At 45.7% G+C, this 14,293-nt stretch carries 9 protein-coding genes; 7 read left to right on the forward strand and 2 right to left on the reverse strand.

Annotation, left to right across the window (positions count from 1 at the left end; all coding sequences use genetic code 11):
* The first annotated feature begins 36 nt into the window (after positions 1 to 36).
* Both OIU26_RS22905 and OIU26_RS22910 read left to right on the forward strand, forming a co-directional pair.
* The gene (locus tag OIU26_RS22905; protein WP_264218124.1) at positions 37 to 3,177 is read left to right on the forward strand and encodes an ATP-binding protein; all 3,141 of its coding nucleotides are present in this window, start codon (positions 37 to 39) and stop codon (positions 3,175 to 3,177) included.
* 159 nt (positions 3,178 to 3,336) lie between these two features.
* Positions 3,337 to 4,488 (forward strand): response regulator, encoded by a 1,152-nt coding sequence (locus OIU26_RS22910; RefSeq protein WP_264218125.1) that lies wholly within the window; start codon positions 3,337 to 3,339, stop codon positions 4,486 to 4,488.
* Between the two features lie 141 nt (positions 4,489 to 4,629).
* On the opposite strand, the gene rpoN is transcribed toward OIU26_RS22910, so the two are convergent.
* On the reverse strand, positions 4,630 to 5,946 hold the full coding sequence (rpoN, locus tag OIU26_RS22915; RefSeq protein WP_264218126.1) for an RNA polymerase factor sigma-54: 1,317 nt from the start codon (positions 5,944 to 5,946) through the stop codon (positions 4,630 to 4,632).
* Positions 5,947 to 6,200: 254 nt separating this feature from the next.
* On the opposite strand from rpoN, the gene OIU26_RS22920 reads away from it, so the two are divergent.
* The 5 genes from OIU26_RS22920 to manZ all read left to right on the forward strand — a co-directional run bounded on the left by OIU26_RS22920 (position 6,201) and on the right by manZ (position 11,759).
* Positions 6,201 to 8,993 carry a sigma-54-dependent transcriptional regulator gene (locus OIU26_RS22920; protein ID WP_165083849.1) on the forward strand — a complete coding sequence of 931 codons (2,793 nt, stop codon included), beginning with the start codon at positions 6,201 to 6,203 and terminating at the stop codon, positions 8,991 to 8,993.
* 199 nt (positions 8,994 to 9,192) lie between these two features.
* On the forward strand, positions 9,193 to 9,612 hold the full coding sequence (locus tag OIU26_RS22925) for a PTS sugar transporter subunit IIA (RefSeq protein ID WP_013369099.1): 420 nt from the start codon (positions 9,193 to 9,195) through the stop codon (positions 9,610 to 9,612).
* A gap of 2 nt (positions 9,613 to 9,614) precedes the next feature.
* On the forward strand, positions 9,615 to 10,103 hold the full coding sequence (locus OIU26_RS22930; protein WP_013369100.1) for a mannose/fructose/sorbose PTS transporter subunit IIB: 489 nt from the start codon (positions 9,615 to 9,617) through the stop codon (positions 10,101 to 10,103).
* A gap of 31 nt (positions 10,104 to 10,134) precedes the next feature.
* On the forward strand, positions 10,135 to 10,905 hold the full coding sequence (locus OIU26_RS22935) for a PTS mannose/fructose/sorbose transporter subunit IIC (protein ID WP_013369101.1): 771 nt from the start codon (positions 10,135 to 10,137) through the stop codon (positions 10,903 to 10,905).
* 11 nt (positions 10,906 to 10,916) lie between these two features.
* Positions 10,917 to 11,759 carry a PTS mannose transporter subunit IID gene (gene manZ, locus OIU26_RS22940; RefSeq protein WP_269203258.1) on the forward strand — a complete coding sequence of 281 codons (843 nt, stop codon included), beginning with the start codon at positions 10,917 to 10,919 and terminating at the stop codon, positions 11,757 to 11,759.
* A 730-nt stretch (positions 11,760 to 12,489) separates the two neighbouring features.
* Here the strand turns inward: manZ and OIU26_RS22945 are convergent.
* On the reverse strand, positions 12,490 to 14,292 hold the full coding sequence (locus tag OIU26_RS22945) for an alpha-glycosidase (RefSeq protein ID WP_264218127.1): 1,803 nt from the start codon (positions 14,290 to 14,292) through the stop codon (positions 12,490 to 12,492).
* Position 14,293 lies beyond the last annotated feature (1 nt).

The raw sequence follows: 14,293 nt of genomic DNA on the forward strand, positions 1-14,293 counted from the left end.
AAAAAGATAGACGTTATTGAAAAGAGCGGGGGATTTATGAAAAAACAGGGTGTTTTATTTTTTATTATACTTCTGCTTGCGGTTGCGTTGCCGGTATATCCGTTAGTGTCGGGTGTATTATCCGGAAACAGTCATTGGAAAGCTCACAACGGTGTTATTGATTTGCGTAATTGGGACCCCGACAAGGAAGGTGCTGTACAGTTGGGAGGAGAGTGGGGATTTTATCCTAATCAGCTTTTGCAGCCTTCATCTTTTCAGGAAACGCGATATCAGGATTGGGGAAATCGTCAAAACTCCTCCAAATTGGGATTAGGCACCGGATCTTCTGCCAAAATTGTGAATGTGCCTGGTAGATGGAATCAGTGGATGCCTGGGGGACAGGCGACTGGATATGGAACCTATCATGTTCGTGTACTGTTGCCTGAAAAAGTGGAAAATCTGTACGGCATCCATATGCAAAATATTCGCAACTCCAGCCGAGTATGGATTAACGGAGCAGAGGTGGGGGCAAGTGGTATTCCCTCTGTTTCGGCCGACAAGGGCAAGCAGGGCAACGCCCCCTTTGTTGGGTTTGCTGCAGTAGATGGACATTCGGCTGATATTACCGTGCATGTGGCTAATTATAGCTATTCCTCTGGGGGGATCATTTATCCGCTGCTATTTGGGGATTATGCCAGTATTACGCATAGCCGTGAAGTAGCAATGGCAGAGGACACCGTACTGGTTGCAGGATTTTTTATCCCTACCGTATTTTTTATCATGCTGTACTTTTTACGTAGAAAAGAGAAGGCCCTGCTTTACTTAGCATGCTTTTGCATCGCGGCACTATTTTACATTCTGACACATGGAGAGAAGCTGCTAGTCTGGGGGATGCCGGATTTGCCTTATGAATGGATATTGAAAATTCAATCGTTCTCTTCGACGCTGTTCTACTATTTTCTGATTCGGTATGTTCATCTGACGACACAGATTGTTATGAATCGAATCGTGCTGCTTCTATATAATATTGTAACCGCACTGATGCTGGGTATGGGGCTATTGTTGCCTACACTGGTCCTTTCATCCTTTGAGACTTTTATTCTTCTTTTTGGTGTAGTCAGTGTGGGGTATGTATTACTGATTCTGATTCGTGGACTTCTTCAACGGACGGATGACGCTGCGCTGCTAGTCATTAGTATTATGAGCATTCTTATGATTGTGGTGACTAGTTTTGTGTATGTTCTGGGCTGGGGAGATGTACGTGGGGTGACAGCCTATGAAATGCTCATATTCGTATTGGCTCAAACACTGTTGCTGGCCAAACGTTTTGTACATTCGTTCATGGAGGTTGAGAACCTATCACGACGGTTGCTAACACTGGATGGGTTAAAGGACGAATTTCTGGCGAACACGTCACATGAGCTGCGTACTCCTCTACATGGAATTATTAATATCGCTCAATCCATGCTAGACCGCTACGGGGCACAATTCAATGAGCCGCAAAAGCACAACTTGGCCTTGATTGTGAATGTAGGGCGCAGACTGTCTTATTTGATTAACGATATTTTAGATTTTTCTAATTTAAAAAATGGAAGATTAGCCTTAAACCGTCGGCCTGTAAATGTCCAGACTGCCGTGAATTCTGTGCTAGAGGTATTGGGTCATAACGTAGGTAAGAAAAAGCTCCAATTCGTCAAAGAATGGCCCAATTCGTTGCCCAAGGTGGATGCAGATGAGGACCGGTTGAATCAGATCTTATATAATTTATTGGGTAATGCGATGAAATTTACGGAGGAAGGCGAAATCGTAATCTCTGCCAAGGTGAGGAACCGTGAAGTGGAGATCAGTGTGAAGGATACCGGACCAGGTATTGCCCCAGATCATCTTTCGCACATATTTGAACCTTTTAATCGAGGGGCGAATGCTGAGGACGAAGGATATAGTGGAACTGGGCTTGGGTTAGGCATAACCCGTCGTCTGGTGGAGCTGCATGGAGGTTATATCCGAGTAGAATCCAGATTGGGCAAGGGTTCGACCTTTTATTTTACACTGCCCTTAGCAGAGACTGGTACGTCGAAACATGAAGTTCAAAAACATGTCTTGTCTGAGATTATATTGCAGCCTGGTGCGACCTCGAATCAGGGTGTGAATCCGCTTGAAGAGGATGGATTAGAGCAAGTGAGGAATGTTCCTTACAGAGTGCTGGCTGTAGATGATGATGGGGTTAACCTTCGGGTATTGGAAGAGCTGTTATACGCCACAGGTTGTAGCGTAGTGGCTGTGGACCATGCTGAGGAGGCGCTTCATCTGCTGAATGGCCGTGCCCGATTTGATCTAGTTATTACGGACTGGATGATGCCAGAAATGTCCGGTATTGAGCTATGCCGACGGATTCGCGAACGGTATTCTCTCTCCGAGCTACCCGTGTTGCTGCTGACAGCGCGCGATCTGCCCGGCGATATCCATGCAGGCTTTATGGCTGGAGCAAATGACTTTCTGCGTAAGCCTGTTGATGCGGAGGAATTAAAGGCGCGTGTGCGCACTCTGTTGAACATGCGTCATTCGGCAGAGGAAGCAGTGCGTTCGGAGATGGCCTTTTTACAGGCACAAATCAAGCCGCACTTTCTGTACAATGCATTAAATGTTATTGTTTCGACCGTAGCAGTAGACCCGGATAAAGCAGCAGAGCTGCTTATGGAGCTGAGCCAGTATTTGCGCGGAAGCTTTGATTTTCAGAACAGGGAGAATACAGTTCCGCTATGCAAGGAGCTGGAATTGGTAGAATCGTATGTGGCATTGGAAAAAGCCCGTTTTGAAGAACGGTTGCAGGTGACTATAGAGGTAGGGAGGAACATCCGGTCGCTGATCCCGCCATTAAGCATTCAGCCCATCGTGGAAAATGCGATACGACACGGTGTGATGCAACGGGCCACAGGTGGAACAGTGCGGGTGATTGTACAAGAAGATGGAGCCGATTTTGTGGTCAGCGTGACCGATGACGGCGTAGGGATTCCACCAGAGCGACTGCAACAGCTACTGTCGGAGGAGCATGTATCGTCCAGTGTGGGTCTACGTAATATCCATCGCCGTCTGATCCATATGTATGGAGAAGGATTGCGGATTGAAAGCAATCCTATGCAAGGGACGACGGTAAGCTTCCGTGTGCCGGAAACGATCTTATCTCCCCCTACTGAATGAATAAAAAATTACAGTGCATCTGCCGGAAAAAGCTAATGTCGCGCCTGAGTTTATACGATATATAAAATATAAGAAATTAAAAATCGGATGATAAAGCAGATAGCCTGGTCATAGAGCATTGTGATGGATGGTTGCAGCAAGAAGGGGGCGCGGACACAGATGAAGGCGATATTGATTGATGATGAGAGGTCGGCATTAACCTACCTGGAACGGTTGCTGGAGGCGGACGGACGATTAACGGTCATGGGCAAATATACGTCTGCACAAGCTGGGTTGGATCATCTGGCGGTAGAACGCGTGGATATTGTTTTTATAGATATCGGAATGCCGGAGATGAACGGACTGGAGGCCGCCGAGTGGATTCAACAGCTGGACTCACATATTCATATCGTCTTTGTGACTGCGTATTCGGAATACGCTATTGAAGCATTCGAACTGCAAGCACTGGATTACTTGTTAAAACCTGTTCATGCCCGGCGGCTTAATAAAACGTTAGATCGGATTGTAGCCAGGCTGGCAGATTCCCGTCCTTCCAGCTCGGTCGCCGCAGCAGAGCAATTACCCAAAGTGCGTTGTTTTCAAAAGCTTGAAATTTCGGAGGATGGACAAGGAGCCGTGGGAGCAAGGCCATTCAAATGGCGTACATTAAAGTCGCAGGAGCTATTCTCCTTTTTACTACATCATGAAGGGGAATGGGTTAGCAAGGAGCAATTGCTGGATGCGCTGTGGCCCGAATACCATTTGGACAAGGCTGTTGTTCATCTCCACACGTCCATTTACCAAATCCGCAAGGCGTTGAAAGAACGGATGCAAGATACGAAGCTGGAATACAATCTGGATCGCTATCGTTTGAACCGTAATGGCTGGGTTACAGATGTGGAGCTATTCGAGCGGGGAATTTCCGAATGGGCGGCATCTGGCAACGGCGGTACACCGCGCATCGAGAACCTGTTGGCTCTGTACCGTGGCAATTATCTGGAGGAGCACGATTACCCATGGGCGTATGCAAAAAGAGAAAAACTACGCAATATGTATCTGGCATGTGCTTCAGAACTGGCTAGAGAAGAGCTACGTTCAGGTCGCGCCCGGCAGTCTGTCCAGCGCTTGCTCAGCCTACAGCAGAGGGAGCCTTACTCAGATGATATCTGTGGTCTGCTGCTGACAGCCTATGCCCAGTTGGGCGAGTATACAGCTGCTCAAAAGCATTATGAAAGCTTCGTCAGCTTATTGGAAGATGAGTTGGGTATTGAGCCACATCAGGTTACACACCAGTTGTACGTGCAATTGAAAACACAGACGCTACCTGCGTAGACTGCTGTACTCGCTCAGGTCATATGAATAGGCCAACCAGAGGTTACTGGTTGGCCTATTCTATTGGAGATTCTACGAGGGAGGCAGCCGGTAGAATGTGATAGCGCTGCTTCTTGGTTTTCACAATCGCTTGCTGAAGTTTTAATACACTTTTCTCCTGGCGGAGGATAAATACCCCAATTCTTCTCGGTATTTGGCTACCGTTCTGCGTGACAGCTCTAGTCCTTCCTTTGCCATCAGTTCTGTGATTGCCTGATCTGAAAATGGTTTTTGCTTCTCTTCACCGTCGATGATCTGCTTTATCCGCATTTTTGCGCTCTCTGATGAAGTAGCATCTCCGTCTTTCGATCCTAGGGCGGAGGTGAAGAAATATTTGAGTTCAAACAATCCACGGGGCGTCTGCATGTATTTATTACTGACCGCCCGGCTGATCGTGGATTCATGCAGGCCGGTTATTTCAGCAATCTCCTTTTGGGTCATCGATTTCAGATGATAAACGCCATGCTCAAAAAATTCCCGCTGCCTATCAACAATAGCCTGGGCCACACGCATCAGGGTCAGGCGGCGCTGCTCAAGGCTATGAATAAGCCATAATGCCGTATTCATCTTCTCACGAAGAAATCGTTTCTCTTCCTCCATAGCCGGCTTTCGAAGCATACTTTGGTAAAAAGGATTAATCCCGACGCGTGGGACTGTGATATCATTAACTGTCACAATGTAGTCGTTTTTAAATTTCTCCACTGAGATATCTGCTATATGATGCTGGCGTTCATATGGAGCAAATGCCGCTCCCGGACAAGGATTCAGCTTGCGTATCTGATCGGTAATTTGTTGTACCATGTGAATGTCGATCCCCAGAGCATCCGCGATTTTTTGTATGCGGTTACATGAAAGATTGACCATGTGATGTCGCACGATTTCTTCCAGATAAACATCATCATTCCCGGCATATCGCAGCTGCAAAAGAAGGCATTCCTCCAGACTGCGGGCAGCGATTCCTGCCGGTTCAAAGCCTTGAATCAGGGCAAGTATATTTTCAACCTCATCGGTGGGAACGTCAAGTATTCCGGCAACTGTATTTACATCCAGCTCAAGGTAGCCTTTTTCATTTAAATTCCCAATCAGAAACATGCCAATCATCTGTTGTAGCCTGGATAGCCCGCTGACCATCCCAAGCTGCGCTTTAAGATGTCTATATAAATTATCTGCGGGATTAGAGACAAAATCCAGAAGGTCTACCGGATTATCATTTTTTCGTGGCGAATATTCTTCTTCTGTATTGATTCTTTCGATGGACATGTCGATCTCTGCCAAATCAATGATCGGATTTTCATTTGCTTGCTCATGAAGATATGACATCAGATCGACCGAAGAATATTGAAGAATCGTGATGGCTTGTCGTAATTCTGGAGTCATAGCCAGCCTGAATGTTTGCTCTTGCTGTAATCCGTAGCGCATTATTTTATCTCAGCTCCTTACTGGGAAACAAAAATAACTTTTTATGCAGCTTATTCGTGAAGCTTATGCAATTATACTGCCAACCTTTGATCTTGGAAAAGAAGTGAATGGAATGGGTTGAATTTGAGTTTTGGATAGATTCAATAAAAAGGGTATCAGATTAATGATTAACTTGTCAGTTTATTTTCTTGTAGAGGATTATTTCTTTTTTTATATACTAATTAAATAAGAACTAGTCAGCATGGGGGAATACCGTGAAACGAATTGATGAGATCTTAGAGTATATTGCCAATGGTACAAAGAAACTGTCGGTAGAGGCCTTGCAGGACGGCGGTGGAATTACGGCTGCGGAAATAGCCGATCAACAGAATATGTTAAGAAATAATGTAAGCAAGGAGCTTAATAGTCTACTTCGCGCCGACTTGATTATTAAAATCAAGGGGAGACCCGTCAAGTTTTTGCACAAGCAGGTGATCGAGGAGATCTTTCGGGTTCAGCTTAAAGAGAAACAAATCCAAGTCAACAGCATTCATGAAATATTGCTGCCTGGAGAGCAAGTGGATCCGTTTCACGCCTTAATCGGTTTCATGGGGAGTATGAGAAACCAGGTTGAGCAGGGAAAAGCGGCAATATTATACCCGCCGAAGGGCTTACATACGCTGATTGTGGGGCAGACTGGCGTTGGGAAAACAATGTTCGCTAGGTTGATGTATAATTATGGTAAATATATGAAGCGCTTTTCAGAGCAAGCACCGTTTATCGTATTTAACTGCGCCGATTATTATAATAACCCTCAACTGCTACTTTCCCACATTTTTGGTCATGTAAAAGGAGCATTTACCGGGGCTGATCGGGAGAAAGAGGGGCTGGTTGAGAAAGCGGATGGGGGCATCCTGTTTTTGGATGAGATTCATCGGCTGCCCCCAGAAGGCCAAGAAATGATATTTTATTTCATGGACACGAACAGTTACAACAAATTGGGCGAGTCGGAGCGCAAGCGGGAAGCGAATGTGCTGCTCATCGGCGCTACGACCGAAGATCCCGGTTCTTCTATGTTGAAAACCTTTATCAGACGGATACCGATTACGATCAACATTCCTTCCTTGCAAGAGCGGACCGTTGAGGAGCGGTTTTTGATCCTGAAGCATCTCTTTGCAAACGAAGCCCATCGTGTGAACAAGCCCATTAGGGTTGAATTGGAAACTGTAAAAGCACTGATTGGCAGCGTAACCTATGGCAATATCGGTCAGTTGAAATCGAACATTCAGCTTGTGTGTGCCAAAGGATTTTTGAACAGCATACATGAAAATAAGGAAGAGATTGAACTTGATTTTAAAATTTTGCCCGGAAATATCAAGGAAGGTCTATTTAATATGGGGAAGAACCGCAAGGAGATTGCCGAAATGGAGATGGTCAACTCCTCGCTGTATATTACTCCTGAAGGCAGCAAAGGAATGGATGAAGCAGACGCTTCTGAACTGCCGTTCAACCTGTACAAATTGATTGAAGACAAGATAGGGATGCTCAAAGAAGAAGGACTCGATGACAGTTTTATCAATAAGTTTATAACTACAGATGTCAATATTCACATCAAAAGTTTCTATAACCGATTTTATAACATCAAAGGGGGACGGGAACGGATTCTTAAGATCGTAGGCAGAAATATTCTGGAGTTCGCTGAACAGGTGCAAGAGATGGCTCAAAAAGAATTGAATAGAAATTACAGCGACAGGTTTGTTTATGCCTTCAGTCTTCATTTGAGTGCCTTCTTAAAGCGAATCCGGGAGAAAAAATATGTCAGTAAACAAATCTATGATCCGATGAATGATCAGGATGAAGAATACAGACTGGCACTTATTATCAAGGATTTGATCGAGTCCAAGTTTGAAGTCAACGTACCCGATGCCGAGACTACCTATGTGGCGATTCTTCTGAAATCGGTAGAAGAGGAGCACCAGGGAAATGTGGGAATCATTGTAGCTGCACATGGCAACAGTACGGCAAGCAGTGTCGTTAGCGTTGTCGACAGCCTGCTGGGAAGCTCAAATATTTGCGCAGTAGACATGCCTTTGGATGTTAGTCCTAGAGAAATCCTGGAAGTTATTGTGGATAAAGTGAAGGACATTGACAATGGCAGAGGCGTATTGCTGCTGGTTGATATGGGCTCCTTGCTCAATCTTGAAGCAACCATTATGGAACGTGTCGGGATTAAGGTGAAGACTATCGATATGGTTTCAACCCCGCTTGTGTTGGAGGCTGTGCGAAAGGCCAGTATTTTTGATATGAATATAGAGGAAATTTATCAATCTTTGAAGGATTTTCGCGGATATAACACTGGAAATGCTGGAGTGAAAGCGGAAAAGACCAGTAATAAGGTAATCGTGACAGTCTGTTCCTCCGGCAAAGGTGCCGCCGCCAAGCTAAAGGAGTTTGTAGAGAAGGTTGTTTATGACTTAACCGAAGAGAAAATAGTTGTTGTACCGGCAAAGGTCAGGGAATTGGATAAAGTGGTGAAGGATTTACGGGCCAAGCATACGCTTCTTGCGGTGATTGGGGTTAAGCGGCCAAGCGAGCTCAATGTACCGTTTATCCCTTTGGAAAAACTGATCGAGGCAAGCGGTGAACAGGCATTAAGAGAATTGTTGCTCAACAATCAGTTGCCTGTTATGCATGAACACGGAAGCGTGGTCGTAAGAGATCTATGTGAGGATACGCTAAAGGAGTTTATGACTTATTTGAATCCTCACAAAATTTTGGGGATTTTGATGAAATTTATCGAGCAGCTGGAACAGGAACTGGAGGCTGATTTCCATTATGCAAAGAAGGTTCAGCTTGCTGTTCATACGGCTCATGCGCTGGAACGAATGGTCATTGGAGAAGGGCTAGTGTATCAGGAGGATGTATCCTTGCTTGACCAACGATTAATCGATGTGGTGAACCGTTCCTGCAATATATTTGCTTCCAGTATTAACATTAAGCTGACTAATGATGAAAAATATTATATTTGCGAAATCCTAAGCGAAGTATATAACTGTATCCCCAAGTAGTGGCGCAAGTGTATAAAACGATGCTGGATGTGTATTAATCATGCGGATAAGGATAATAAGTAGTTGGTGAGAAAAGACCAAATTCCCGGAGCAGCCGAGGGTTTGGTCTTTTTTTTGATAGTTAATCGCATCATACAGAATCTTGGCATGAGACTTGCATATAAGTATAGGCGAAGGATGCAAGGAGGGGGTGAAACAAATGATAGGTGTTATTGTTGGCACTCATGGAAAATTTTCCGAAGAGATCCTAAGATCCACGGAAATGATTTTCGGCCATCTGGAAAATGTGGTGGGTGTAACGTTTGAACCAGGTGAAAGTGTTAACGGACTTGTTGAGAAGTACAAAGCGGCCTTGGAAACAATTGATTGGACGGACGGATTGATTTTTCTCGTCGATTTGTTTGGTGGCAGTCCCTATAATGCGGCCAGTAGGATTGTGGCCAGGTATGAAAAAATGGACATTGTAACAGGGGTAAACCTGCCAATGATCGTAGACCTGCTGACCAATAGAGGGCTGGAGAACGTGGAGAATCTGAGTGATCTGGCCATCCGTGCGGGTCAGGATTCAATGAAGTCTTTTCGTGTCATCCGGGACATACAAACAGAGGAGGAATTATAGGTATGGAAATATCATTTGTTCGTATTGATGACCGTCTGATTCATGGTCAGGTGGCTACTGTGTGGGTGAAGGAAACGAAGTGTAACAAAATTATCGCCGTCAGCAATGAGGTCGCTGCGGATACGCTGCGCAAAACCTTATTGTTACAAGTGGCGCCGCCGGGGATTAAAGCTTATGTTGTCACGATTGCGAAAGCGATTGAAGCTTATAACAATCCTAAATATAACGATTTCAAGACCTTGTTCCTGTTTACCAATCCCACGGATGTACTGCGGGTTGTAGAAGGTGGGGTACCGTTTACATCGGTAAATGTAGGTGGAATGTGCTTCAAAGAAGGCAAAACACAAATTACCGGAGCAGTGTCCGTAGACAAGCAGGATGTAGAGGCATTTTATAAATTGCACGAAAAGGGGATAGAACTGGAGATTAGAAAAGTGGCCAGTGATCCTAAAATTAATTTGATTAACAAGCTCCAAAATGTCCAGTTTTAACAACACGTACGCATAAGAGAGGGGGTCAAACATGAGTGTTTTTGAAATCGTAATGGTCACGCTGGTTGCAGCCATTTGCGGAATGGGCAGTGTTTTGGATGAAGGACAGACTCATCGTCCTATAGTTGCGTGTACACTGATCGGTCTGGTCCTGGGAGATCTCAAAACCGGTATTATTCTAGGCGGTACGCTGGAATTGTTGGCTTTGGGCTGGATGAATGTCGGAGCGTCCATGGCTCCGGATGCGGCTTTGGCCAGTGTAGTCTCAACCATATTGGTTATTGTCGGGCACCAATCGATCGGTGCGGGAATTGCCGTTGCGATTCCGATTGCGGCTGGCGGACAAGTGTTAACTATCTTTGTTAGAACGATTACCGTGTTCTTTCAGCATCTGGCAGATAAATATGCCGAATCTTCAAATTTCAAAGGAATTGAATTATGTCACTTCATAGCCCTCCTTCTTCAGGGATTACGTGTCGCTTTGCCTGCCGTATTGGTGGCTATTGCAGCAGAAACCGGTCTAGTTACGACTTTGCTGGATGCCATCCCGGAGGTCATTACAAAAGGGCTGCAAATTGCAGGGGGATTCATCGTCGTTGTAGGATATGCCATGGTTATTAACATGATGGCAGCCAAATATCTGATGCCTTTCTTTTTCTTGGGCTTTGTCATCGCGGCATTTACAAGCATCAATCTGGTTGGCTTTGGAATCATGGGAGCGGTTCTGGCTCTGCTGTATATCCAGCTCAATCCCAAATATAGCCAGCGCAAAGATCAAGTGGGTGAAATTGAAGAGCTCTAAAGAAATTCTTAATGAAAGAGTGGGGTACTATGGAAGAAAAAAAGTTGACCAAAAGCGATTTAAACAAAATGTTTTTCCGTTCATGGTTCCTGCTGGGATCGTTTAATTTTGAGCGTATGCAGTCGATTGGTTTTTGTGTCACCTTGATTCCGGCAATCAAGCGGCTATACAGCAAGAAGGAAGACCAAAAAGAAGCACTAAAGCGGCATTTGGAGTTTTTTAATACTCAACCGTTTATCTCTGCACCGATTATGGGGGTAACGGCCGCTATGGAGGAGCAGAAAGCCAATGGACAGCCGATTGATAATGCTACCATAAGTGGCGTGAAAGTTGGCTTAATGGGACCTTTGGCTGGAGTAGGGGACCCTATTTTCTGGGGAACATTACGCCCCGTTCTGGCTGCATTAGGAGCTTCCATTGCGTTGTCCGGAAGCGTTATCGGGCCTGTCCTATTTTTCTTGCTCTTTAATGTTATTCGCCTGGCTACCAAGTGGTACGGACTGAAATACGGCTACCAAAAAGGGACGGAGATTGTGTCCGACATGTCCGGAAACCGGCTGCAAAAGCTTACGGAATCGGCCTCCATCCTGGGACTATTTGTTATGGGCGCACTCGTATCTAAATGGACTACTCTGAATATACCACTCGAAGTATCCCGATATACCCGTTCGGATGGAGTAGAGGTTGTTACGACGATTCAGATGATTCTGGATCAATTGATACCTGGACTGTTACCTCTTTTGCTGACTTTTTTATGCATGAGACTGCTCAAAAAGAAAGTGAATGCTATAGCTCTGATTTTTGCTTTATTCGCAATAGGAATTATTGGATACGCTCTTGGTGTATTGGCTTAAGCCAATTTGTAAAGTGATCCGGTCAAGCAATCGTCTCTGACCGGCAACCTGCCGCTTAACTTGTAAACGCTTTAAATTTTACTGATTAAAATATTCAATCATCTACAAGCGAATCTGCAAGCGCTCAACGATAGTCATGAAAGGCTACTGGCTTGTTGAAAACTGACATAAGCAATGATTCTCTATCATTAATCACAACAGGCTCAATGATGGTTTTAAAGCCACATTGAGCCTGTAAAAGCAGGTTCCGCTCTTTTGCTGTTAGTATGTTCGTTGTAATTTTTTGGATGATCTTGCAAGAGCGGGTGCTAATCGCCTCTTTTCTCTATGATCTGATATTCGCCGAGACCTGTTTTCTTCAGTGGCATATGCATATAGCATATCTCTTCACAGTTAGGTCATATTGAGAGGTTTATGAAGCCACGAAGACTTAAGGAGGCCATGGCATTGGGAAAAAGGAGACGAACTGGCTTTAAGGGCAAAAGAATTAGGGTGGACGTTAGACAATCTTCTTCAGCTCAAACAGGACAAGGCGGTAACCCCATTTCTATCAATGCGTCGGATGTTGGGGTAGTAAGAACAGATGTCCAAAATAAATAATCAGCTTGTACAAAAAGCTATATCCTCAACGTAAAAAAATCGCCGGGAATAAGTTGGATAACTTGTTCCCGGCGATCTTGCTTTTTTTACAGTCGGCAGGTATCTTCATCAGCATCCGCGTCTACATAGCCTATGCCTTGCTTTCCGTCTTGTTGTCGCCTTCTTTCGCAGGCTTGACTGACCGTGCAGGCGCTGCCTTCAGCACAGTATATCCGTAAGGTGGAAGCTCGGCATGCAGCCCCTTCGCTCCTACGGACCACTGGCCTTCGCCAAAGGCTAATTGCCATTCCTGCTCTGGAATGGACAATTCAAAAGTGTGATCCTCATCGGAACGGTTGAGCAGCACAAGCAACACTTCTTCGTCGCTGCGCCGCTCGTAGGCGAGTGAAGCGCCCTCCGGTTGTGCCTCCAGGAAAGTGATGCTTCCTTGATCACGGAGGACAGGGTGCGCCTTGCGAAGAGCGATCAGCTCACGATAAAAGTTGAACAGCTCGTGGTCCTGCTTGTCGGTATCCCACTCCATGCACTGGCGGCAGCCTGGATCGGCATCTCCATCCAGGCCGATCTCATCGCCGTAAAAAATGCAGGGTGCGCCCATATACGTGAACTGGAACAAAGCAGCCAGCCGCATCAGTTGCTTGTCGCCCCCGCACAGCGTCAGTAGGCGCGGTGTATCATGGCTATCCAGCAGATTAAAGGCAACCTCGGATGCCTGCTGCGGATAGCGGGCAAGCTGGCGTCCAATGGCGAAGGCGAAGCTCTGGGCATCGGTCACTTTTTTGACGAAAAAATCATTCACCGCATAGGTGAATGGATAATTCATCGTCGCATCGAATTGATCGCCCTGAAGCCATTCTGATGATTCGTTCCACATCTCACCCAAAATATATGCATCCGGATTAGCCTGCTTGACTGTAGTGCGGAATTCACGCCAAAAGGCGTGGTCTACCTCATCTGCCACATCCAGTCGCCAGCCGTCGATACCGACCTCTTCAATCCAATGCTTTGCCACATTCAGCAGGTACCTTTTCACCTCAGGATGTTCCGTGTTCAGCTTGGGCATCATCGGTTCAAGCCCGAATGTATCGTAGGTCGGTGTGCCATCGACCACTTCCAGCGGAAAGCTATGAACATGGAACCAGTCCTTGTAAGGTGAGGCTTCGCCTTTTTCCAGTACATCCACGAACGGTTTAAAGGTACGTCCTGAATGGTTGAACACCGCATCGAGTAGTACCCGGATTCCCCGATCGTGGCAGGCCTCCACCAGCCTTTTTAATATCTTTTTGTCCCCGAAGTGCGGGTCTACCTCCATATAATCCTCAGTATCATATTTATGATTGGTCGTCGCCTTGAAGACAGGAGTCATATATATGGCGTTGATCCCCAACTCGCTCAGATGATCCAGATGATCGAGAATCCCTTGTAAATCGCCACCGAAAAAATTGTCTCTTTGCGGTGTGCCACCCCAGTCCTCAGCATCTTCCGGGCTAATGGAGGGGTCACCATTGGCAAAGCGTTCTGGGAAAATCTGATAAAATACAGCATCCTTCACCCATGCGGGTGGCTTCAAAATATCAATCGGATTTAAAAACGGATATTGGAACAGACTGTCTGCATTTTGAGGTTCCTCGGTGGTGAAATCGTCCTCGTCCATCCAAATTCGTTCCTCGCCATCTTCCAGCAAAAATCCATATTTCAGCCGACGGTGAGTAGGCTTTACAGTACATTCGTAGTAATCGAACCTGCCATCGGTGGCAAATTTGGACATCGGAATAAGCTGCCGAGTACGATCCCAGTCGTACTTATCTACGGTAAGAACATGAACAGAAGTCAGGTCATTTTTCTTTGCACGAAGCCGTAAAATTATCGTTTCATCATCATAACCAAAAGCCCAATTACGTTTCGGGTGGTGGTATATCGCTTCCAGCAGCATC

It is taken from the genome of Paenibacillus sp. BT-177, assembly GCF_025846815.2.
Lineage (GTDB): Bacteria > Bacillota > Bacilli > Paenibacillales > Paenibacillaceae > Paenibacillus > Paenibacillus polymyxa_C.